The organism is Pseudomonas sp. QD4 (assembly GCF_049199125.1).
Lineage (GTDB): Bacteria > Pseudomonadota > Gammaproteobacteria > Pseudomonadales > Pseudomonadaceae > Aquipseudomonas.
In genome coordinates, this window is the sequence record NZ_JBLZOM010000005.1 from 48063 (window position 1) to 69423 (window position 21361).

Annotated in this window: 20 protein-coding genes; 8 read left to right on the forward strand and 12 right to left on the reverse strand. The window is 63.8% G+C overall.

Annotated elements, in window-relative coordinates:
* Positions 1–7 precede the first annotated feature (7 nt).
* A complete protein-coding gene (locus ACOZJV_RS25900; RefSeq protein WP_078469646.1) occupies positions 8–727 on the forward strand; it encodes a tetratricopeptide repeat protein in 720 nt (239 codons plus the stop codon).
* An 18-nt stretch (positions 728–745) separates the two neighbouring features.
* Positions 746–1012 carry a DUF3613 domain-containing protein gene (locus ACOZJV_RS25905; RefSeq protein WP_020299174.1) on the forward strand — a complete coding sequence of 89 codons (267 nt, stop codon included), beginning with the start codon at positions 746–748 and terminating at the stop codon, positions 1010–1012.
* Between the two features lie 55 nt (positions 1013–1067).
* Here ACOZJV_RS25905 and ACOZJV_RS25910 read toward each other — a convergent pair whose 3' ends face one another.
* Positions 1068–1868: a response regulator gene (locus ACOZJV_RS25910; protein WP_421548823.1), complete on the reverse strand. Its 801-nt coding sequence runs from the start codon at positions 1866–1868 to the stop codon at positions 1068–1070.
* Between the two features lie 113 nt (positions 1869–1981).
* A complete protein-coding gene (locus tag ACOZJV_RS25915) occupies positions 1982–2452 on the reverse strand; it encodes a prepilin peptidase (protein ID WP_020299172.1) in 471 nt (156 codons plus the stop codon).
* A gap of 76 nt (positions 2453–2528) precedes the next feature.
* Between ACOZJV_RS25915 and ACOZJV_RS25920 the strand changes: the two genes are divergently transcribed.
* Positions 2529–2966: a TadE/TadG family type IV pilus assembly protein gene (locus tag ACOZJV_RS25920; RefSeq protein WP_078469644.1), complete on the forward strand. Its 438-nt coding sequence runs from the start codon at positions 2529–2531 to the stop codon at positions 2964–2966.
* Positions 2963–5716: a PAS domain-containing sensor histidine kinase gene (locus ACOZJV_RS25925; RefSeq protein ID WP_421548824.1), complete on the forward strand. Its 2754-nt coding sequence runs from the start codon at positions 2963–2965 to the stop codon at positions 5714–5716. The genes ACOZJV_RS25920 and ACOZJV_RS25925 overlap by 4 nt, the downstream gene beginning before the upstream one ends.
* Here the strand turns inward: ACOZJV_RS25925 and ACOZJV_RS25930 are convergent.
* The 5 genes from ACOZJV_RS25930 to ACOZJV_RS25950 all read right to left on the reverse strand — a co-directional run bounded on the left by ACOZJV_RS25930 (position 5701) and on the right by ACOZJV_RS25950 (position 10099).
* The gene (locus ACOZJV_RS25930; protein WP_421548825.1) at positions 5701–7695 is read right to left on the reverse strand and encodes a pilus assembly protein TadG-related protein; all 1995 of its coding nucleotides are present in this window, start codon (positions 7693–7695) and stop codon (positions 5701–5703) included. The genes ACOZJV_RS25925 and ACOZJV_RS25930 overlap by 16 nt on opposite strands.
* A gap of 133 nt (positions 7696–7828) precedes the next feature.
* Positions 7829–8386 (reverse strand): DUF4136 domain-containing protein, encoded by a 558-nt coding sequence (locus tag ACOZJV_RS25935; RefSeq protein ID WP_421548826.1) that lies wholly within the window; start codon positions 8384–8386, stop codon positions 7829–7831.
* A 41-nt stretch (positions 8387–8427) separates the two neighbouring features.
* A complete protein-coding gene (locus ACOZJV_RS25940; RefSeq protein WP_421548827.1) occupies positions 8428–9036 on the reverse strand; it encodes a DUF4136 domain-containing protein in 609 nt (202 codons plus the stop codon).
* 11 nt (positions 9037–9047) lie between these two features.
* A complete protein-coding gene (locus ACOZJV_RS25945) occupies positions 9048–9797 on the reverse strand; it encodes a methyltransferase (protein WP_078469639.1) in 750 nt (249 codons plus the stop codon).
* On the reverse strand, positions 9797–10099 hold the full coding sequence (locus tag ACOZJV_RS25950) for a MazG-like family protein (protein WP_078469638.1): 303 nt from the start codon (positions 10097–10099) through the stop codon (positions 9797–9799). The genes ACOZJV_RS25945 and ACOZJV_RS25950 overlap by 1 nt, the downstream gene beginning before the upstream one ends.
* A 204-nt stretch (positions 10100–10303) precedes the next feature.
* Here ACOZJV_RS25950 and ACOZJV_RS25955 point away from each other — a divergent pair, with 204 nt between their 5' ends.
* Both ACOZJV_RS25955 and ACOZJV_RS25960 read left to right on the forward strand, forming a co-directional pair.
* On the forward strand, positions 10304–10597 hold the full coding sequence (locus tag ACOZJV_RS25955; RefSeq protein ID WP_020299164.1) for a hypothetical protein: 294 nt from the start codon (positions 10304–10306) through the stop codon (positions 10595–10597).
* 95 nt (positions 10598–10692) lie between these two features.
* The gene (locus tag ACOZJV_RS25960) at positions 10693–12039 is read left to right on the forward strand and encodes an MATE family efflux transporter (protein WP_421548828.1); all 1347 of its coding nucleotides are present in this window, start codon (positions 10693–10695) and stop codon (positions 12037–12039) included.
* Here the strand turns inward: ACOZJV_RS25960 and ACOZJV_RS25965 are convergent.
* The 5 genes from ACOZJV_RS25965 to ACOZJV_RS25985 all read right to left on the reverse strand — a co-directional run bounded on the left by ACOZJV_RS25965 (position 12033) and on the right by ACOZJV_RS25985 (position 17378).
* Complete coding sequence (locus tag ACOZJV_RS25965; protein ID WP_421548829.1) at positions 12033–12908, reverse strand: alpha/beta hydrolase; 876 nt, start codon at positions 12906–12908, stop codon at positions 12033–12035. The genes ACOZJV_RS25960 and ACOZJV_RS25965 overlap by 7 nt on opposite strands.
* A 156-nt stretch (positions 12909–13064) precedes the next feature.
* A complete protein-coding gene (gene speA / locus ACOZJV_RS25970; RefSeq protein WP_020299161.1) occupies positions 13065–14978 on the reverse strand; it encodes an arginine decarboxylase in 1914 nt (637 codons plus the stop codon).
* A 223-nt stretch (positions 14979–15201) separates the two neighbouring features.
* A complete protein-coding gene (locus ACOZJV_RS25975) occupies positions 15202–15573 on the reverse strand; it encodes a translation initiation factor Sui1 (RefSeq protein WP_020299160.1) in 372 nt (123 codons plus the stop codon).
* 197 nt (positions 15574–15770) lie between these two features.
* Positions 15771–16307, reverse strand: coding sequence for an NUDIX hydrolase (locus tag ACOZJV_RS25980; RefSeq protein ID WP_421548830.1), 537 nt, complete (start codon positions 16305–16307; stop codon positions 15771–15773).
* 3 nt (positions 16308–16310) lie between these two features.
* The gene (locus ACOZJV_RS25985; protein ID WP_020299158.1) at positions 16311–17378 is read right to left on the reverse strand and encodes a DUF2333 family protein; all 1068 of its coding nucleotides are present in this window, start codon (positions 17376–17378) and stop codon (positions 16311–16313) included.
* A gap of 281 nt (positions 17379–17659) precedes the next feature.
* Here ACOZJV_RS25985 and ACOZJV_RS25990 point away from each other — a divergent pair, with 281 nt between their 5' ends.
* The gene (locus ACOZJV_RS25990; protein ID WP_078469635.1) at positions 17660–19324 is read left to right on the forward strand and encodes a response regulator; all 1665 of its coding nucleotides are present in this window, start codon (positions 17660–17662) and stop codon (positions 19322–19324) included.
* Between the two features lie 971 nt (positions 19325–20295).
* Positions 20296–21339 (forward strand): methyl-accepting chemotaxis protein, encoded by a 1044-nt coding sequence (locus tag ACOZJV_RS25995; RefSeq protein WP_421548917.1) that lies wholly within the window; start codon positions 20296–20298, stop codon positions 21337–21339.
* Positions 21340–21361 lie beyond the last annotated feature (22 nt).

Below are 21361 nucleotides of genomic sequence, written 5' to 3' on the forward strand. Positions count from 1 at the left end.
GAACCTGATGAAAGTCATACTCGCCATGATTAGCCTGGTGCTGCTCAGCGGTTGTGCCACCAATGGACAAACGCCTTGGGCCGCCCTGACGTCCTCAACCAGTTGCGCCAAGCCCAGCCCCGATCAGGAGCTGTCCCTGAGCCTGGCCGACGACATGGCCAATGAAGGCAAGCTGCACGCCAGCCTGGCCAACCTGCAGAGCCTGCCGGAAAATCTCGGTGAAGTGCGCCTGCGCAAGGCCAAGGTCTACCGGCTGCTGGGCCGCAGCGAAGCCGAGCCGCTGTATCGCAGCCTGCTTGGCACTTGCCTGGCGGCCGACGCCGAGCACGGCCTCGGGCAGATTGCCGCCGGCCGGGGCGATAACGGTCAGGCCCAGGCCCATCTGCAACGCGCCGCGCTGCTGGCACCGACCAATGAAAAAATCCGCAACGACCTGGGCGTGGTCTACCTCAATCAACTGCGGATTGAAGACGCCCGTTTCGAGTTCCTCACCGCCATCGAACTCAAGCAGAACGATCCACTGGCAGCGGTCAACCTGGTGACCCTGCTGATCTATCAGGACAACTGGAAACAGGCGGCCGAGGTGGTCAGCCGCGCCGGCCTGAGCCCGGAGCAATTCAACCAGGCCCAGGAGCGCGCGCAGAAACTCAAGGCGCCGGTCGGCAGTTCGGCAGCCAAGGGCCAGGTCGCTGTGGTCGACGATCCGTTGTCACCGAGTATCAAGTAAGCCAAAGGAGTGCTCATGATGAAGCCGCAGACTCTTTGCTGCATCGCCCTGCTGATGCTGCCCGTAGCCGCCCAGGCCATAGAGCCGGGGCCGGCCTCGGCCCAGCAACAGGAAACCGAAGGCTGGTTGCTGCTGCAGAATCGCAACAAGGTCGCTTCACAGATCCCACAGACCGCCACACCCACCGAACGCGAGTTGGCACTGCAGCGCTGGCTGAAAAAATACAGCTACGAGATTCCAGACTTCTACGATCCGGATGCAGGCGGCAAGGTTTCTACCAAATAAGCGGCGGGCAGGTAACGGTCAATTAGCCACTGCCCGGCTTGGGCAGTGGTCCGGCCTAGTGGGCGGTCACCCCGCGCTGGCGCAACCCCGAATTGCTCGGAGACAGCGCCAGGGCCAATTGGGTGCGGTTATGCATATGGGTCAGGCGCAGCACCTGGGACACATACAGCTTCACGGTGTTTTCAGTAATGCCCAGCTCACAGGCAATCTGATAGTTGGTCTGGCCCTTGCCCACCAGTCGCGCCACATCCAGCTGACGCGGTGACAGTTGGTGGAAAATGGCCGGCATCTCGATGGCCTCGGCATCGCTGAGCGCCTCTGTGTCCTCGCCGCGCACGGTTTGCGGCGCGCGGCGCACCTTGTCGAGGTCCTGGTAGAGGTCGTCGATGGATTCGGAAAGAAATTGCAGCTTCTGGTTCAAGTGCCCCAGGTGCAGGTTTTTTTGCCGTTCCTGCAGGGCCACTTCCTGGCGTTGCAGGCCTTCGAGCAATTCGTCCAGATTGATTGGCTTCTGGTAATAGTCGGCGATCCCGGCGCGCAGGGCCTTGATTACGTCCTGCTTCTCGGCGCGGCCGGTCAGCATGATGGCCTCGAACACCCGTTGTTTGCCGGCAATGCGTTGCAGCTCCTGCACCAACTGGATGCCATCCAGGCCCGGCATATGTAAATCGCAGAGCACCAGGGAGATCTCAGCGTCTTCGCTGAAACGCTCGATGGCCTCGCGGCTTGATTCACAGGGGACACATCGGTAACCACTGCTCTCGAGAAACTCGCAGAGCTCTTCGACGATCAACGGTTGGTCGTCGACGACCAGCACCTTCATCTGCAATCTAGGCTTGTTCACATGTAACTCCATGCCTGGTCAGCCAGAGCCTGACCGCTCCTGTTCCGCCCGCAATAAGGGCCGATACACAAATTAAACCTAGACGTACTTTCCGACTATGTACATAGCGCTAGAGGGCACGGCGACTAGTGGATCCAGAGGACAGTCAAGACCATTCCCACCAGGACGAAAGGCGCGAAGGCGTATTTTTTTGACTGTTTTGGATCAAGATATTGCAGGCGCAACCTAAGTTTCTGACTTATATGGGGCCAGACTTTTGGCGCGAGCAACACCCAGAGCAGGCTGCTGACCCCGGCACCGATAAAGGTGCCTAAAAGATACAGATGATCGGTCGCCAGCCCCAACGCCGCCAGCAGCTTCACATCCCCCGCGCCCATGCGCGACATGGCGTAACCGGGCAAGGTGAACGCCAGGGCCAGCAGCAACGCCCAGCCGCCCTGCGCCGCATTGGCCCCCAGCCAGGTGCTGCCGGTCCATAACAGGTAAACCAGGGCCAACGCCGCCGCCCCCAGGGTCAGGCTGTTGGCGATATGGCGCTGATGGATGTCCTGCGCCGCGCAGAGCGCCAGCCAGATAAACAGTACGAAATACGGCATCCGGTAAAAAACGTCCCTTTTGGCGGAATGGTCCTATGCTCAATATCAGGCAGCCATTGTCAGGGTAGACGCAGTCATGAAATCGAGCCTCCCCCGCAAGCAAAAAGGCGCCGTGGCGATAGAGTTCGCCGCGGTGTTCGTGATCTTTTTTGCCGTGTTTTATGGTCTGGTCAGCTATAGCCTGCCGCTGCTGATGATGCAGTCATTCAATGAGGCCACTGCCGAAGCCGTGCGGCGCGCGGTGGCGGTCGACCCCAATACCGCCAACTACGGCACCACGGTGCAGAACCTCGCCAACTCGGTGATCGCCACCCAACTGGCGTGGATTCCATCGGCCTTCAACTTCGCCGCCACCGATTACAGCTCGGTGTACAGCGGCGGCGTGCTGACCGTGAGCGTGAACTACCCCACCAGCAAACTGAACCAGGTGGTGCCGTTTCTGGTACTGCCCGGGATAGGCACCGTTCCCAGCCTGCCAACCACCCTGACCGCCTCGTCGAGCCTGCAATTTTGAGTTCAGGAGACACCCTGTTCGACCGCATCCTGGGTCGCCAGGCGGCCCCTGCCCCTCTCGTTGTCCCTCAGGCTATCGGCTTGCAGTTGCAACTCGATGCCCAGGGCCGGGTGCTGCATATGGCCGGCCCGTTGCGCCATGCCCTGGGGCAACAGGCGCCCAGCGAGCAGCCGCTACTGAGCGAATTTCTATTGCCCCACAGCCGCACCAGTGTCGAAGGCCGCCCGGCCGACTGGACCGGGCAGACCCTGGACCTGGACTTCGAGCGCCTGGGGGGCCAGGCCCTGCATTTGCGTGGCTGGGTCCAACCCTTGGCCGAGGGCTGGATCCTGCAATTGCTGGATATCGGCGACTTGCTTGAAGAGCGCGAGCAGGCGCGAATCCGCGAACACTGCCAGCAGTTGGCGGCGCACATCGGCGAACAGTTGCGCCTGTGCAGCATGGCGCGCCTGCCCGAGGTGCTGAACGAGCAACTGCAGAGCCTGGCCCAGCGCTGGCGCGTTCCCTGTATCGCCCTGGCCCTGCTCGACGAGCAGGACCAGCGTTGGCAGATCCACGGCTATTACGCCGCCCATGATGCCCCCGAGCTCTGGCACGTCGGCCAGGTACTGGGCACCAGCCTGGACAGTTTGAGCGGCAATGCCCCGCTGCACCTGAACCCGATCCATGGCCTCAGCGAGCACCCACGGCTGATCAGCGCCTTCGGCCATCACGAGGGTTTCCTGGTGCCCTACCGTGACGACCACGGCCTGGCCGCCTGGCTGCTGTGCGCGCCGTATCCGGTGCAGCATCTGGCACCGCAGTTGAGTGATCGCGACTGGCTGATGCTGGCTGCAGCCCTGGCCGGCCCCTTGCTCGGGCGCCTGCGGGAACAACGCCACCATCAGCACCTGGAGCGACTCGAAGCCTTGCAGGATCTGCTCGGCACCGGCTGGTGGGAGCTGTACCCACATAGCGCCGAAGTGCAGTTGGCGCCGCAACTGACGGCCAGCCTGCAACTGGACACCGACACCACGCGCCTGCCTTTGGAAGACTGGCTGCAACAGGTGCACCCGGCCGATCGCCAGGAGCTGGGCAGCCGCTTGCGCGACCTCGAACAGGGCAAGCCGCTGCTGGTGTGCGTGCGCCTGCTGCGCCCGGATCCGAGCCTGCCGGCGATCTGGTACCGGGTCCAGGGCCAGGCCCTGGGGGTGGGTGAAAACCAGCGACTGGTGGGGTTCATGCTCGACATCAGCGATATCAAGAACCAGGAGCAGCAGGCCGCGGCTGCCTGCGCCCGCTTGAACAACCTGATCGCCAGTTCGCCAGCGGTGATTTATGTACAGCGCTATGTCGAAGGCGCCCTGCAACCCAGTTTTTTCAGCGACAGCCTGCAGCCGCTGCTGGGCTGGACTCTGGCTGACTGCCAGAACGACTCGCTGCCGGAGCGCCTGCACCCGGATGATCGCGAGCTGTATTTCCAGCGCACCCGACAACTGCTGCGTGAAGGCGCGGTGCGCAGCCGCTATCGCCTGCGCGACAGCCAGGGCCACTACCACTGGCTGCTGGACGAAGCCAAATTGCTGCGCGACGACCTGGGCCTGCCGACCGAAGCGGTCGGGCTGTGGCTGGACGTCACCGAGGCGACCCAGAGCGCCGAGTTGGTCAGGCAGAGCGAGGAGCGCTACCGAATCCTGGTGGAAGATTCGCCAGCGATGATCTGCCGCTACCAGCCCGACCTGACCCTGACCTTCGGCAACCGGCCCCTGGCGGCGTACCTGGAGTGCGCGCCCGCAGAACTGCCCGGCAGCAACCTCGGACAGTGGCTGTCGGACGAGCAACGAGAGGCCTTTGTGCAGCGTATCGGCCGGCTCAGCCCCGACGTACCGGTGAGCACCGCGGAAATCAGCCTGCAATTGCCGGGTCGCGAACATGCCTGGTGGGTCTGGTCGGACCGCGGCGTGTTCGATGCCCAGGGCCGGCTGCTGGAGGTCCAGGCCGTGGGCCGCGACAACACCGAAGTGCGCCGCTCCCAACTGCAACTGATGCAGAGCGCGAAGATGGCCACCCTCGGTGAAATGGCCACCGGCCTCGCCCACGAGATCAACCAGCCGCTGAACGTGATGAGCATGGCCATCGTCAATGTCCTCAAGCGCCTGGGTAACGGTGATGTCCAGGTCGACTACCTGCAGGACAAGCTCAAGCGCATCGACGCCCAGGTCCAACGGGCCGCGCGGGTGGTGGACCATATGCGGGTGTTCGGCCGGCGCTCGGAGATCGAACAGCAGCCCTTCAACCCGGCACAGGCGGTGGACGGCACGCTGTCGTTGCTGGCCGAAGCGATGCGCGGCAAAGGTGTGGAACTGCGCATCAGCGACTTCGGTTTCGAGGTGCAGGTCCAGGGCTATGCCGATCAGCTGGAGCAGGTACTGATCAACCTGATGGTCAACGCCCGGGATGCGTTGCTGGGCAAGCGCGAGAAACAGCCGGACTTCCAGCCCTGGATCGCCCTGCACGCCGAGCGTGATACGCACAAGGTACGGCTGTGGGTCGAGGACAATGGCGGCGGTATCGACCCACGCCTGCTGGAGCGGATCTTCGAACCGTTTTTCACCACCAAGCCGGTGGGCGTGGGCACGGGGCTCGGGCTATCGGTGAGCTATGGCATCGTGGAAAACATGGGCGGCTACCTCAGCGTCGAGAACGGTACTGAAGGCGCGCGATTCTGCATCGAACTGCCAATAATCCAGGCCGATCAGATCACCAGGTAAGCCTTGCCGGTCTGGCCACAGGTCAGGTTGGCGCCGACGTCGACCCCCAGCAGGCTGATCCCCAGGGACGACAACAAGTTGTTGAGCAAGGGGTCGAGCACGGGGCTGATTACAGCGCTGATCAATGGCATCAGCAGGTTGGTGACACCACTGACCAGCCCACCCACACCCGCGACTATCGAGCCCAGGGGGTTGGCACCCACCGGCTGGTAGGTCACCAGGTTGATTCCGGCCAGGGTACTGGCCAGGCTGCCGACGATATTGGTACTTGGCGCCGCAGTCTGGTAAGTCGGCGGCAGCTTGACGTTGGGCGGAGTCGCGAACGGCGTGCCGCTGGAGTACACCAGATCCTGGCTGGTCTTCACCACCGGGCTGTCGACCATAAGGCCGATCCCGCCGGCGGCAAACGCCGTGCGTGCGGGACCACAACTGCCGAGGCCAAGGATTTTGTGACAGGTCCAGATCCCCAGGTCGATCACCGGCAACGGCGTTACCGTGGGCTCGGCCGATGAGGAGAAAGCATTGGTCGGGTCAATCTTGCCGACCTTCAGATCAGCCAGCGAGGTGATGGTGTGCGCGGTCAGGCTCTTGGTTCCGACCGCGCCCGTCGGGCAGCTGTAGTCAGTGACGTAGGTCACGCCGCCACCGGCATCCAGGGCGATGCTCAGTTGCGGCGATGGCAATAGCCTGGGGTCGATCTGATCGCAGCCCGCGCCCAGCAGGCAGCCCAGGGAATCGATGGTCGCCGCCAGGTTCAGGCTCAACAGGCTATTGAGGGTCGGGGTCAGGTTGCCCACCAGCCCCAACAGGGCATTTGCAATCCCGGTGACCCCGGCCAGCCCTGTGAGGTTGGCCGTGATCAGGGTGCGTACCTGGGCAGTACGCACATAGATCCGGTTGGCCCCCAGGGGGTTGGCCTTGGCCAGTTTCGGATCGCCGAGGGCGGACAATTGCGGCGGCTCGATCACCTTGACCTGCACCGTGATGTTGGCCAACCCCAGCACGTTGACCGGCAGGGTCGCCGCCACCGCGCTTTTGCTGTTGGACAACTGCACCACCGCCTGTACCAGTTGGAACAGTTGCAGACTGGCATCCAGCGCGGTCGTGGGCAGGCCGGTCTGCAGATTGAGCAGATCACCGAGCTTGACCGGCGTGGCATTGGCCGCCGCCAGTTGCAGGTTGCCCAGGGCGGTCATCACATCGGCTGTCGCGCCATTTGCCTGAACCACAGTGGCCGCCGCCTGGATCAATTGGGTGATGCTCACCGTGGTGTTGAGCAACTGGGTGTAGTTGCCGGCGGCCACATTGAGGTTGATCGCCAGTTGGTTGAGGTAACTGAGCAGGTTGATGTTGGTGTTGAGCAAGCCGGTCCAGCCCGCAGCCGTGACACTCACACTGCCGCCCAACAGCCCGCCGACAATTGGATTGAGCAGATTCGACTTGGTGCTATCGATCGTCGCCAGCGTGCTGCGAATGGTCAACTGCGCCACGGACGGGGTGGGTACGGCTGCCACAGCGGTGGCGGTGAGCCGGGTATTGAAGCTGGCCGGACCGCCGGAAAACAGCGCGCCGATGCCGGCGGCGACACTGGTGGAAACCGCGTCGCTGGCAATCACTCGGACCGCCGAAGACTGAGTGGCATCCACCGTGTAGGTACGCAGGTTGTTGGCACCGGTCACCAGCGAGCCACAGGTGGTCACCAAGGTGGTATCGGCGTCGACGACAAAGCCGTTGCGTACCGCGCTTTGCCCGGCGTAGGCGGCAGCCGTCAGCCCAGACAGGCAGGTGCCGCCACGGCTCACGGCTTCCAGCGCGGCGTTGTCGGCGACCCGTTGCAGCTTGCGCTGCTCCATGTACAGCCGACCGCTGTCGATCACCAGCAACATGAACAGCAGCGCCAGACCCAAGGTCACCGCCGCTATCAGACCGATGGCGCCACGTTGGTGGCCCGGCCCGGAAAACTGCACACACCGATACACGGAGCACTCCTTTACCGGCGCGATGCCGGGTGCCATCTCCCTGAATGTTCAGCAGTGTAGTCAAGCCCGCGACAGCGCGCAGGCAAGGGGCCGACGCAGGCGACTGGCGGTGCCTGCGGGCGGGTGGGAAGGCTTAGCGGGGTGGGTAGTTGCTCAGGATGCGGGCCACGGTGGCACGCACTGCGGCGCTGCGGTCAGCCGGGTTCGGCGTGCTGCTGAGCATCTGCTCGTCGCTGCCGCGCCATACCAGCTTGCCGTCCTTGTCATCGAGCAGGTCAATCTGGATGGTCGCCACCTTGTAGGTGATATTGCGCGTCTCGTTGTACATCGGCCCGCCCCAGTAGCCATTCCAGGGCCCACCCCAACCGCCGCCATAATTGGTGGTGACTTGCTGCTGGCGGTCTTCGACGATCAGGTAGGCCTGCACATTCAGGTCAGGTCGGGTGCCCGCTGCGGCCGGACGCAGGCCACGCTGGTCCAGTTGATCGGCCACCGCCTGGCGGATGCGCTGCTCGGTGAGGTCACTCTTGATTCGCGGGTCATCGGGACGGTACTGCAGGCCGGGCTCTTTCCAGCTCCAGTTGCGGTAGGCGCCAAAGTCGCGACTGGCGTCGAAGTCATGGTTGATCTGGTTGGCGGCGCAAGCACTGAGCAGCACGGCAGCGACCAGTAAAGCGAGACGACGGAACATGATTTTTCTCCGGCTCAAGACAGGAACCTGAACAGTTGCCACTAGCTGGGAGGATACGCCTGCATGGCCTTTTCCACAGCCTTGCGCAACGCATCGGCGCGTTCGCTCAAGCTGCCGCGGCTACTGGTCTCGGCGCTGGCGCTCCACACCGGCTGCCCGCTGCCGCCGTCGAACAGGTTGACCCGCACCACGACCACTTCCACCTCGTAGGTGCGCACCACCGGCACGCTGCCGTACATCCCGTAACCGTTGCCGTACCGGTTATAACCGCCATAGCCGCCGTAACCGTAGTCGTCCCGCTCCTGGCGCAGGCGCTTCTCCAGATGCAGGTCGGCACTCACCCACAGGTCGGCCGGCCGGTTGTCATGCACGGGGCGCAAGCCGCGCTGATCCAGGGCATTGCTGACCGCTTCGGCCACCTGCGCCGAGTCGGCCCAGGCCGAACCGCTGGGCTGGCGCCCGTTGAGCCAGGCCCAATTGCGGTAGCGTCCGTAGTCACGCTGCGGCGCCGGGTAGGCGCTGCGGTCGAAGGTGGTGGCCGCTTGCGGCGGCGCCGGCGGTATCGGCGTGGAGCTGGCGACGTAAGGATTGCTGCCCTGGCAGGCGGCAAGCCCGGTGCACAACAGGATCAGAGCAAGACGGCGGTTCATTTTGCGCTCCGTTAAACCGGACGACACATCCAGTGCAGATAACGCCCAAGCCCGGCAAAGCCTGGGTGACGACGGTGAGCCAGTTCCATTTCCAGTAAATCCACCAGCTCGGCACGGGCCTGGAACTCCACCGGCATGTAATCGTGGAACACCCGGACCCCGCTCTGGGTTTCGACCGTCCACAGGCCCTCAAGTTGCGCCGCCAGTTCGCGCGGATCAAGGGGCCGCTGCGGGGTCAGGCTCTGCTTCTCGCCGGCCATGTCGTTGCTGCGCATCTTGCGGAAGTGGCCCTTGAGCAGGTTGCGGTAAATCAAGGCATCGCGGTTATAGAAGGCCAGCGACAACCAGCCATCGCGGGCCGTCAGCTGATGCAGCACCGGCAGAATCGCGTGAGGCTCGGCCAGCCATTCGAGCACGGCATGGCACAGCACCAGGTCGTAGGGTTCGGTGAGCTGGCCCAGCAGCTCCTGCCACGGCGCCTGGATAAAGGTCGCCACCTGCCCGGCATCGGCGAAACGTTGGCGCGCCCCTTCAAGCATCGGTGCTGCGGGTTCGGCCAGGGTTACCTGGTGCCCACGCTCGGCCAGCCACAGTGACATATGCCCCAGCCCGGCGCCGATATCCAGCACCCGCAATGGGCGATCCGGCAGCACCTCGGCGAGATCCGCCTGCAACACCGCAAGGCGAATCGCGCCCTTGGCACCGCCGTAGATTTTTTCGGCGAAACGGGTCGCCAACTGATCGAAATGACGGTCGCTCATCAGCTGAACCGCCGTTCGCTGTCCGCCAGCTTGCTGCGCACCACCTGTTCCATGTCCAACCCCAGCTCGCTGCACAGCAGCAATAGATACAGCACGATGTCGCCGACTTCCTGGCCGGCATGGGCCAGCTTGTCGGCAGGCAGTTGGCGGGACTGGTCTTCGCTCAGCCATTGGAAGATTTCCACCAGCTCGGCCATCTCCACGCTGGCGGCCATGGCCAGGTTCTTCGGGCTGTGAAATTGCCGCCAGTCATTGCGGTCGCGAATGGCATGCAGGCGTTGGGTCAGTTCGTCTAGGTTCATCGGGGTCTCCTGAAGGCGTATAGCTTCCGGGGGATGGCCATGGGACGCAAGCACCGCGCACTATCGCCGGGCCGGCGCCTGCTACAGAATGCCCGGCAGCTGTCGCGCGCCAGCGGTTCTATGCTTGAAGGGAACTCGGCAGACGATCCAACGGCCCAAGGCACAGACCCGGCAAGTACGCCGCTCACTGATCAGGACACCCCCATGCAGGTAGAAAGCTTTTTCGAATGGCTCGGCCAGGCCCTGGGCTCGGTCATCCGTTTTATCGTCGATGGCCTCAGCGGATTGTTCAACGCCCTGACCCACGCCGGCGGCAACTTCGTCGACGGGCTGTCGCGGACCCTGGGCATGGACACCTCGATCATCAGCATCGCCGCGCTGATCATCGGCCTGATGCTGTTGTACTCGGCCGTGCGGGCCTTTATGCGAGCCTCGATCATCATGGGCATCATCTGGCTGATGCTCGGCCTGTGGCTGTTGAGCTGGGTCGTCCACTGAGCCACGGCCTGAGCCGCGCCTACCGGTAAAATGCCCTCCGGCCGCCGCGACGAGGTGCGCTGCGGCTACAATGCCCGCTCTCGCAAGGAGCCTGCATGCCCCCCCTGATTAACGACTGGCGCCACCGCCCGACCCACCGGCGGGTCTGGGCGCTGGCTGCGCCGATGATTCTCTCGAATATCTCCGTGCCCCTGGTGGCCCTGGTCGACAGCACCGTGATCGGCCACCTGCCCCACGCCCACCAGTTGGGCGCGGTGGCCGTCGGCGCCAGCCTCTATACCTTCCTCGCCTGGGCCATGGGCTTTTTGCGCATGGGGGCCACCGGCTTTGCCGCCCAGGCCGCCGGGCGTGGCGACGGCGCCGCGCTGCGGCAGATTCTGCTGCAAGGCCTGTTGCTGGCCATGGGTCTGGCGCTGCTTTTGGGGATGATCGGTGTTCCCCTGAGCGGCATGGCCCTGCAGCTGATGCAGCCCTCGGCGGAACTCGACCAGATGACCCGCGCCTTTTTCCACACCCGGCTACTCGGGTTGCCAGCGGCCCTGGCCAGCTTCGCCCTGGTGGGCTGGTTCCTCGGGACCCAGAATGCCCGGGCGCCGCTGGCGATTCTGCTGAGCACCAACCTGGTGAACATCGCCCTCAACCTGTGGTTCGTGCTGGGCCTGGATTGGGGGGTGGTCGGCTCGGCGCGGGCTTCGGTGATCGCCGAGTGGACCGGGGCGCTGATCGGCCTGGCCATGACCCGCCCGGCCCTGCGCGCCTACCCGGGGCAGATCGCCTGGCAGGCGCTGCGCCGCTGGCAGAGCTGGCGCCCGCTGCTGGCGGTCAATCGCGATATCTTCATTCGCAGCCTGGCCCTGCAATCGGTGTTTTTCCTGATCACGGTCCAGGGTGCACGCCTTGGGGATGCCACGGTGGCGGCCAATGCCCTGCTGCTAAACGGGCTGCTGCTCACCGCCCATGCCCTGGATGGCCTGGCCCATGCGGTGGAAGCCCTGTGCGGCCACGCCATCGGTGCCCATGATCGACGCGCCCTGCGCCGCTCACTGGTGGTCGCCTGCGGCTGGTCGCTGCTGGCCAGCCTGGGGTTTGCCGCGCTGTTCATGCTGGCCGGCCATCTGTTTGTCGAGATGCAGACCAACATCCCCGAGGTGCGCCAGACCGCCTTTATCTACCTGCCCTACCTCGCTGCCCTGCCGCTGATCGCGGTCTGGAGCTACCTGCTCGACGGCCTGTTCATCGGTGCCACCCGCGCCCGTGAGATGCGCAATGGCATGCTGCTCAGCGTGTTGATGCTGCTGCCCTTCGCCTGGGCCCTGAGCGGTTTCGGCAACCACGGCCTGTGGCTGACCTTTTTGCTGTTCATGGCCCTGCGCAGCCTGACCCTGGCGGCCTTTGCCTGGCACTTGGAGAAAACCGACGGCTGGTTCGCCAAGGCTCACTGAGCGGGCGTGGCGCCGACGAACTCGGTCACTCGGTCGAGCACCGGCGCCAGGCCGCGCAAGGGCCGCGACAGCGCCGCCACCAGGGTGCCGTGATTGGTTCTGGAGAAGTAGAACTCCTGCACCGGCACCCCAGCCCGGCGCAACATATTGGCCAGGCCACCAGTGTTGCGTTGCGGGTTGACCAGGGAGTCCTTGCTGGACGCCATCAACAGCGCCGGCGGCGCCCCACGGCTGACATGGTTGATGGGCTGCGAGTCGGGCGGTGAATCCGGGTAGAAGAACACCGGGCGCACGTCCTGGTTGGCGATCGGCAAAAAGTCATAGGGGCCCGCGAGGCCGATCCAGCCCTTGATCAGCGCCGGGCTCAGGCCCTGCGCCGCCAACAGGCTCGGGTCCAGGGCCAGCATCGCCGCGTTGTAGGCACCGGAGCTGTGGCCCATCAGATACAGGCGCGCCGGGTCGGCGCCGTAGTCGGCAATATGCCGGTAGGTCCAGGCCACCGCTTGCGCCCCGTCCTGCAAAAATGCCGGGTAACGCACTTGCGGGTACAGGCGATAGTCGGCCAGCACCACCACCATGCCGCGTGAGGCCAGGGCCTCGCCGACAAAACCGTAGTCTTCGCGCGAGCCGCTGTTCCAGCTGCCCCCGTAGAAAAACACCACCACCGGGGCATTCGGCACTGCTGATTTGGGCTGATAGATGTCGAGCTTCTGCCGCGGATCGCTGCCATAGGCAATCCCACTGACTTTGCTGAACGAACTGCTGGGGGTCAGGGCATTGAGCACCTTGAGCGGCGAGCACCCACTGAGTATCGCCATCAGCACCCCACTGACCGCCAGCACCCACACCCGCATCCGTTTATTCGACATCGCGCTACCCCAGGTCGGTGGTTCGGGCGCCAGGCCCTATGCAGCAGGCTAGCTGGCGTGCAGGGATGCACAGGCAAAAAAAATCGCGGTCTGCGCCGGCACCTACAAGGTAGGAACCGGCAAAGACCGCGATCGTTCAGCCGTGTAAGGGCTTTATCAGCTCGACAGATACGACGAGCGGGTCAGGCCCAGACGCAGGGCGTCGAGGAACTGGGTGCGCTCCGAGGCGCTGATCTTGGCGCTGGCGCATTTGTCCCGGTAGTGGGTCATCAGCTCTTCGGGCGACAAGTGCACGTAGCGCAGCATGTCTTCGATGGTGTCGTGGGTTTCGATACCCGCGCTGTACACCGAGCCGTCGGCCTTCTGATAGATGTTCACCGAGTCGGTGTCGCCGAACAGGTTGTGCATGTCGCCAAGAATTTCCTGATAGGCGCCCACCAGGAAAATCCCCAGCAGGTAATCCTCGCCTTCTTTCAGGGCGTGCACCGGCAGGCTGGTCTCGATGCTCTGCTCGTCGACGTACTGCTTGATCTTGCCGTCGGAGTCGCAGGTCAGGTCTTGCAGCACCGCACGGCGCAGCGGCTCTTCGTCGAGGCGGTGCAGCGGCAGGATCGGCAGCACCTGGCCGATGGCCCAGGTGTCGGGCAGGCTCTGGAACACCGAGAAGTTGCAGATGTACTTGTCGGCCAGCTTGTCGTTGAGCTCGTCCAGCACCTGACGGTGGGAACGCTGGCGGGCTTTCAGCGAGTTGTGCAGGCGGCGGCACACGGCGAAATAGCACTGCTCGGCCAGGGCTTTTTCCGCCAGGGTCAGCTTGCCGTCGGCGTACTGGGCCGCAACGTCACTCATGTAGTGGGTCGCGCGCCAGTAGGTCTCGGTGACCATCTCGATATCGGTCGGGCCCAGCAGGTCCACCAGCCATTGCACGGTTTCCGGCAGGCTTTCCTTGTTTTCGATCAGCGGTACGTCGTCGTTGTGTTTCTCGACGTCGGTCACCTGCACCACCAGCATGGCGTGGTGCGCGGTCAGCGAGCGGCCGCTTTCGGAGAAGATGTTCGGGTGCGGCAGGTTCTGCGCATCGCAGAATTCCTTGAGCATGCCCACCACCACGCCAGCGTAGTCGTCCATGTCGTAGTTGATCGAGCTGGCGTTGCGCGAGTGAGTGCCGTCGTAGTCCACGCCCAGGCCGCCGCCGACGTCGATGTGATCAACCGGCAGGCCGAGGTTGCGCAACTCGCCGTAGTAGCGGATCGCTTCCTTGAAGCCGTGCTGGTAGTCCGCCAGGTTGGCGATCTGCGAACCCATGTGGAAGTGCAGCAAACGGATGCCCTGGTCCAGGCCGGCCGCGCGGAAGCGCTCGACCACCGACAGCAGCTGCGCCGCCGACAAACCGAACTTGGACTTCTCGCCACCGGTGTCGGCCCATTTGCTCGATGCCAGGGACGACAGGCGCACTCGCAGGCCAACCTGCGGCTTGACCTTGAGGTTGGCGGCTTCTTCGATCACCAGGCCGACTTCGGATTCTTTCTCGATCACGATAAATACGTTGTGGCCCAGCTTCTGGCCCATCAGCGCGAGGCGGATGAACTCACGGTCCTTGTAACCGTTGCAGACGATGGTGCCGCCCTTCGGTGCCAGGGCCAGGACCGCCAGCAGCTCGGGCTTGGAACCGGCTTCCAGGCCGATCGAGACGTCCTGGGTGGCAATGATGTTTTCGATCACCGCTTCCTGCTGGTTGACCTTGATCGGGTACAACGCGGTGTATTTGCTCTGGTATTCCAGGCGCTCGATGTTCGAGTCGAAGGCACCGGTCAGCTGGCGCACGCGGTCCTGCAGGATATCCGGGAAGCGCACCAGCAGCGGCAAGGACAGGCCGCTTTTGCGCAGCTCGTCGACTTGCTCGTAGAGGTCGATGGGCGAGCTGTTCGGACCGTTCGGACGAACTTCGACGCGACCGGCGTCATTGATCGCGAAATACCCGGCCCCCCAATGGCGAATCCCATAAACACTGCGGCTGTCCGCAACTGTCCATTGGCTGCCATCGTCTTTGCGTGTGCGTCGTACGGACATCGAAGTCCCCTATAAAGAAGTCATAGAGCGCCACCCCTATCGAAGGCTGGCGCAGTCTAAAGAATGAAAATGACGATTAGCCTGCAACGAGGGGGTAGACCTCAGTTGCCGTGCCGAGTTTAGAAACCGGTCATGAACAGGCTCTGTGAAAACCATGGAGACGACGCACGAGCCGCTATGAACCGGCTGCATCAAGTCGAGGGGGTGGTTTTCACAGAGGCTGCTAGCCGCCGGACTTCTTCGCTTTGAAACCGTGTTTGATCAGCTCGGCCAAGAGTAGCTCGACATGATCACCCTGGATCTCGATCACGCCGTCTTTCAACGCGCCACCGGTGCCGCAACGCTTCTTCAAGCTCGTTGCCAGATCCTTGAGCGCGTCTTCGGCCAGGGGCACGCCGGTGATGGTGGTCACCGTCTTGCCGCCACGGCCCTTGCTTTCGCGACGCACGCGAGCAATGCCGTCGCCGGCCGGGATAGCGGTTTGTTTGCAGATGCAGGCTGCCACCGGCTGGCTACAGTCCGGGCAATGTCGACCTGCGTCGGTGGAAAATACCAGGCCACCAAGGGCGGCGAAGGATGCGGCTTTTTTGGCCACCGGCAATCCTCTTGGGAGGACAAAGACTGGTCGAAGCACAAGGCCGTGCCATCGACCGCGAAGCCCCACTCAGGCAGGGGCAGCGCTACTGGACCGGGGCGCCGATAAAAGCACCGCCGGTTCAGCTTGAAAAGTCGCGCAGTGTAACGGCAAAAAGCCCCGTTGCTAAGAGCCAATCAGCGTCAATTTATGCAACTTTAACGACGTTGGGCCAGATAGCGTTGCAGGGCCGCCAGAGAGTCCGGGCAATAGGGCTTTTCCTGGATTTCCTGCAGCACCACATCGATCGGCAGAAATCGCGCTTCCAGCACCTCTTCGGGCTGCAGGCGCAGGGGACCGTCCCACACCGCGGAGAACGCCGAGCACCAGAGGCGGTTGCCGGTGTCCTCGAAGTAAAAGTGGTCATGGGCGGTCAGCTCGACGCCACCCACCCCCAGCTCTTCTTCCAGTTCACGGGCCGCCGACTCGGCGTAGGTTTCGGTGGCGAGCACCATGCCCCCTGCCGCCACGTCCCAGTAACCCGGGTAGATGGCCTTGCTCAGGGTACGGCGGTGCACGCACAGCTCACCGGCAGAGTTGAACAGCAGGATATAGGTGCCACGGCCGATCAGCCCGCGCTCGCGCAACTGCGAGCGGACCATGGCCCCGAGCAATTGGTCTTCACCGTCGACCCAGGCGATATGTTCTGCATCCGAGGCCGCACGGTGCGCGGCCTCGTCGTGGGAGGCGGACATGAATCAGCCCTGGTTCAGCAGTTGACGCAGGTCGATGACTGCGGCGTTGGCGCGGGAAATATAGTTGGCCATGACCAGCGAGTGGTTGGCCAATACCCCGAAACCGCTGCCGTTGAGGATCATCGGGCTCCATACGGGCTCCTGCGAAGCCTCCAGTTCACGAATGATCTGACGCACGCTGACGGTGGCGTTCTTCTTCGCCAGCACGTCGGCGAAATCGACTTCAATGGCGCGCAGCAGGTGCGACAGCGCCCAGGCCTGGCCACGGGCTTCGTAGAACACGTTGTCGATCTGCATCCACGGGGTCTCGACCACTTCTTCATCGACCTGCGGCACCTGGCCCACGGCCGGCGCTTCGGTTTTCAGCGACGTATTGAGCTTGACCCGGCCAACGCTGGCCGACAGACGCTGGGACAGCGAACCCAGGCGGGTGCCGACGTCGCCCAGCCAGTTGTTGAGGTTATCGGCGCGGGCATAGAACAGCGCGCCCTTCTGGTTCGGATCGGACAACCGAGCCTGATAGCGGCTCAGGGAATTGATGCCATCCTGATATTCCGATTCGCTGGACGGCAGCACCCAGCTCTTGTTGTCGAAGTTGAAGCGCGGCTCGGCCTTGGCCAGGTCGGCATCTTCAGCGGACTGCGACTGCGAGCGGGCGAAATCCTTGCGCAGGGCGCGGGTCAGGTCGCGGACCTGGACCAGCACGCCGTACTCCCAGCTCGGCATGTTGTCCATCCACAGGCCCGGCGGAAAACGGTCGTTGGAAATATAGCCACCCGGTTTGTCCAGCAGGGTCCCGGCCACGGTCTTCAGGGTTTCCACCGTGGTATAGCCGATGACCATCTGCTTGCCTTCTTTCTCGGCGGCGATCTGGGCATTCTGCTGCACCGGAAACAGTGCCGGCTCCTGGCTCCAATACCAGCCCAGGGCAATGGTCACCAGCAGGTAGAGCCCCACCAGGGTGGCCAGGGCGCGGCTGAACAGCAGGCCACCGAAATAGCTGCGTGTCGCCGACTTGGGTTCGGCAGCACGATCCGGCGCGCTGCCTGCGCGATTCTTCCAGTCCAGCATGGCTATATCCTTTCAATCACTTGAGTTCATCGGTTCGACCACAACCCTACTCCATCGTGCCGGGCACCGAGCGGATTAATCGCCCGTGACCCGGAGCACCGCCGCAGATCGACGCGCCACTATAAATGAAGCACAGCCCACAGCCTATGCGACCAGTCGGTCGCGAAATGAATCAGGTCGCATTGCAGATTATTGACGTACGACACTCATAGGATTGAAAAGAGGTGCTAGCATAGAGCCACCAGTCGACCTCAGCATGCAGCCTAACTAGTAGTCAGGATATGACCGAGCCAGAAGACCCCAGCCGTGAGCGCCTCAAGCACCACTTTGCCCAGCGGGTAATTCATCAGGCACGTCAGATTCTTGAGATATGGCAACGCCTGCAACGCAGCGAATGGTCCACCGCCGACATGTCCGAACTCAGTGAGGCCAACCTGCGCCTGCTGCGTTTCGCCGAACGTTTCGAACAACCCGAACACAGCCAATTGGCCCGCAGCATCAGCGATTCGCTGAGCGCCGTGGATGCCAATCGCGGACGCCTGAGCAGTGGCCTGATCACTGACCTCAACCGCTTGATGCAACGCCTGTCGCGCACCGGCCTGCGCCATGGCGACCAACTGGAACAAACCTTCCTGCCGCCCCTGCGCAAACCGATCTACGTGATGCTGCAAGACCACGATCGCGCCGAACGCCTGGCCAAGCAGTTGGAGTTCTTCGGTCTCAGTGCCCAGTCCCTGGACAGCGTCGATGCGTTTCGTGCCTCCATGGTCGAGCGCCTGCCGGCGGCGATCGTCATCGACGTCGACTTCAGCGGCGCCGGCCAAGGCCTGAAACTGGCGGCCGAAGCCCAGGAAGGCCTGGAACACAAACTGCCGCTGCTGTTTTTCAGCCTCCACGAAACCGACACCCCGACCCGCCTCGCGGCGGTGCGTGCCGGTGGCCAGGAGTTCCTCACCGGAACCCTGGAAGCCTCGAGCCTGCTGGAGAAAATCGAAGTCCTGACCTGCGTCGCCCAGTACGAGCCCTATAAGGTGCTGATCATCGACGACTCGCGGGCCCAGGCCATGCACACCGAGCGCCTGCTCAACAGCGCCGGGATTGTCACCCGCACCCTGATCGAACCGATCCAGGCCATGGCCGAGCTGGCGGATTTCCAGCCGGACCTGATCATCCTCGACATGTACATGCCGGCCTGCACCGGCACCGAGCTGGCCAAGGTGATCCGCCATAACGACCGTTATGTCAGCGTGCCGATCATCTACCTGTCGGCCGAAGACGACCTGGACAAGCAACTCGACGCCATGAGCGAAGGCGGCGACGACTTCCTGACCAAGCCGATCAAGCCGCGCCACCTGATCACTACCGTGCGCAACCGCGCGGCACGGGCACGCAACCTCAAGGCGCGGATGGTCCGCGACAGCCTGACCGGGCTGTACAACCACACCCATATCCTGCAACTGCTCGAAGACTGCAGCTTCCGCGCCCGCCGCGAAAGCAAGCCGCTGAGCTTTGCCATGCTCGATATCGACCACTTCAAGCGGGTCAATGACAGCCACGGCCACCCCATGGGCGACCGGGTGATCAAGAGCCTGGCGCTGTTTCTCAAGCAACGCCTGCGCAAGACCGACTTTATCGGCCGTTACGGCGGTGAAGAATTCGCCATCGTCATGCCCGACACCGACGTCGAATCGGCCTGCAAGGTGCTGGACGAAATCCGCCAGCGCTTCGCCGAAATCCACTACCCCGCGCAGCCCCAGGACCTGTGGTGCACCTTCAGCGCCGGGGTGGTGGAACTGCGCGAAGATTCCGACAGCCTGATGATGGCCAGCCAGGCCGATGAAGCGCTCTACCGCGCCAAGAACAGCGGCCGCAACCGGGTCCAGGCAGCGCGACATCAAAGTGCTATCTTTTCCACCGAATCGGCCGATTCGGTCATAACCCTGTAACACAAACGCAATAAATTCAGGCGCTTACCATTCAAGTCGTTGGTAGAGCCCCGATGCGCCTGAAGCTGCTGACCAATCTCAATACCCTGTTACTCGTTGCCGTGTGCCTGGCCCTGGGCGCGACCCTGTGGTGGTCGCAGCGGGCCCTGGAGCGCCCCTATCTGCTGATGGAGCATTACCTGGGCCTGTCCCAGCAGTTCCAGAGCGACGTGGCGCGCAATATCGAGGACTACCTGGCCAGCGGCGACGCCCTGCGCCTGAGCAGCGCCAGCCAGGCCATCGAAACCCTGCAGAACGAGCTCGGCCAATTGCCCCCGGAACTGGCGCAAAGCCTGCGCCCGAGCCTGGCCAGCCTCGACCAGTTCAGCAAAAGTGATCTGCTGGCCGCCGGCAAGCTGGCCGGCGACCCGCAGGCCCTGTTGCTGCAGGCCGAACGCGAGCTGGGGGCCAACCTTGAACAGCTCAGCCAATACGCCAGCAGCACCGACAGCGCCAACGCCCGTGCCTACCTGCCGCTGCTGCTGAGCGCCGCGCAGCACCTGGGCAAGCTGTCCCTGGCCCGGGACAAACTGGTGAGCAGCGGACGCAGCGAGCTGGCCGCCGATGTCGAGCGCGAGGTGAACAACATCCGCAGCCAGGCCGAGCGCCTGGAGGCCCTGCCGTTGCTGGGCGTGACCAGCAGCAGTGAATCCAACACCGATGACTTCGCCGCCCTGATGGGCCTGGACAACAGCGTGAAAGCCGTCGCCGAAGACACCGGCGTCGGCCTCAAGCGGGAACTCAACAGCCTGCTCACCCGCTACCCGGCCGAGCTGAACCGCACCCGCGAACAGATCCAGAAACGCGCCGACCTCAGCGCCGCCACCCACCTGAAAATCGCCACCGTGCAACAGGCCATCGCCGGGCTGGAGCCGGCGGTGCGCGCCCAGCACGGGCAGATCCAGGGCGAAGTGCGGCTGATGCAAGGCCTGATGATCGGCCTGATCCTATTGATCGCATTGGTGATCGACACCCTGCAACGCAAGCTCGCGCGGGTCCTGACCAACCTGGCCCCGGCGCTGTCGACCTGGGCCGAGGGCGACTTCAGCCAGGGCATCCACCTGGGCAAGACCAACCGCGAGTTGCATGCGATCGAGGAGTCATTGAATCGCCTGCGGGCCTATCTGGTGGACCTGGTGGGCACCATTCGCCAGAACGCCGAGCAGGTCGCCGGCAGCAGCCGAGCCCTGGCCGAGTTGAGCAGCGGCTTGCACAGCGGCGCGCAACGCCAGGCGGGTGATACCGCGCAGATCCGCGATGCCCTGGGCGAACTGGAAGCTACCATTCAGCAGGTAGCCGGCGATGCCAGCCAGGCCGCCGACGCCAGCCGCAGCGCCGGGCTCGCCGTGGAGCACGGGCAGAAAGTGATTGGCCTGAGCCTGACCGGGCTCCACGCACTGGTGGATGAAGTACAAGGCAACGCACAGATGATCGAGCACCTGGCTGAAGAGTCGGCGACCATCGGCGGCGTACTGACGGTGATCCGCTCGATCGCCGACCAGACCAACCTGCTGGCCCTTAACGCGGCCATCGAAGCGGCTCGGGCCGGGGAAATGGGCCGTGGTTTTGCCGTGGTGGCCGAGGAAGTGCGCTCCCTGGCGCAACGTACCGCCGGCGCCACCGCCGAGATCCAGACCCTGATCGCCGCCCTGCAGACCGCCGCCCGGCAATCGGTGGAAGGCATGCGCGCCCAGGTCGAACACGCCGAAGCCACGGCCAATCAGGCCCAGGCCGCCGATGGCGCGCTGGACAAGATCGTCGGCGCGATCCAGACCATCTCCGATACCGCCGTGCGCATCGCCGACGTCACTGCCCAGCAAAGCGGCGCCGTCAGCGAGATCCGCGATCACAGCGAACGCATCCACCAACTGGGCGGCGACAACCTGCTGCGCATCGGCGAAGGCCGCGAACAAGGCGCCACCCTGCTGACCCTGGGCGGTCAGTTGCACACCGCCGTGCAGGCCTTTCGCGTGTGACCCACCCCGTAGCCGCTGCCAC

Excerpts from the sequence above, each read along its gene's own strand:
- ACOZJV_RS25900 (WP_078469646.1), top strand. The coding sequence starts at position 8 with ATGAAAGTCATACTCGCCATGATTAGCCTGGTGCTGCTCAGCGGTTGT.
- ACOZJV_RS25905 (WP_020299174.1), top strand. The coding sequence starts at position 746 with ATGAAGCCGCAGACTCTTTGCTGCATCGCCCTGCTGATGCTGCCCGTA.
- ACOZJV_RS25910 (WP_421548823.1), bottom strand. The coding sequence starts at position 1,868 with ATGGAGTTACATGTGAACAAGCCTAGATTGCAGATGAAGGTGCTGGTC.
- ACOZJV_RS25915 (WP_020299172.1), bottom strand. The coding sequence starts at position 2,452 with ATGCCGTATTTCGTACTGTTTATCTGGCTGGCGCTCTGCGCGGCGCAG.
- ACOZJV_RS25920 (WP_078469644.1), top strand. The coding sequence starts at position 2,529 with ATGAAATCGAGCCTCCCCCGCAAGCAAAAAGGCGCCGTGGCGATAGAG.
- ACOZJV_RS25935 (WP_421548826.1), bottom strand. The coding sequence starts at position 8,386 with ATGTTCCGTCGTCTCGCTTTACTGGTCGCTGCCGTGCTGCTCAGTGCT.
- ACOZJV_RS25940 (WP_421548827.1), bottom strand. The coding sequence starts at position 9,036 with ATGAACCGCCGTCTTGCTCTGATCCTGTTGTGCACCGGGCTTGCCGCC.
- ACOZJV_RS25945 (WP_078469639.1), bottom strand. The coding sequence starts at position 9,797 with ATGAGCGACCGTCATTTCGATCAGTTGGCGACCCGTTTCGCCGAAAAA.
- ACOZJV_RS25950 (WP_078469638.1), bottom strand. The coding sequence starts at position 10,099 with ATGAACCTAGACGAACTGACCCAACGCCTGCATGCCATTCGCGACCGC.
- ACOZJV_RS25955 (WP_020299164.1), top strand. The coding sequence starts at position 10,304 with ATGCAGGTAGAAAGCTTTTTCGAATGGCTCGGCCAGGCCCTGGGCTCG.
- ACOZJV_RS25960 (WP_421548828.1), top strand. The coding sequence starts at position 10,693 with ATGCCCCCCCTGATTAACGACTGGCGCCACCGCCCGACCCACCGGCGG.
- ACOZJV_RS25965 (WP_421548829.1), bottom strand. The coding sequence starts at position 12,908 with ATGTCGAATAAACGGATGCGGGTGTGGGTGCTGGCGGTCAGTGGGGTG.
- speA (WP_020299161.1), bottom strand. The coding sequence starts at position 14,978 with ATGTCCGTACGACGCACACGCAAAGACGATGGCAGCCAATGGACAGTT.
- ACOZJV_RS25980 (WP_421548830.1), bottom strand. The coding sequence starts at position 16,307 with ATGTCCGCCTCCCACGACGAGGCCGCGCACCGTGCGGCCTCGGATGCA.
- ACOZJV_RS25985 (WP_020299158.1), bottom strand. The coding sequence starts at position 17,378 with ATGCTGGACTGGAAGAATCGCGCAGGCAGCGCGCCGGATCGTGCTGCC.
- ACOZJV_RS25990 (WP_078469635.1), top strand. The coding sequence starts at position 17,660 with ATGACCGAGCCAGAAGACCCCAGCCGTGAGCGCCTCAAGCACCACTTT.
- ACOZJV_RS25995 (WP_421548917.1), top strand. The coding sequence starts at position 20,296 with ATGATCGGCCTGATCCTATTGATCGCATTGGTGATCGACACCCTGCAA.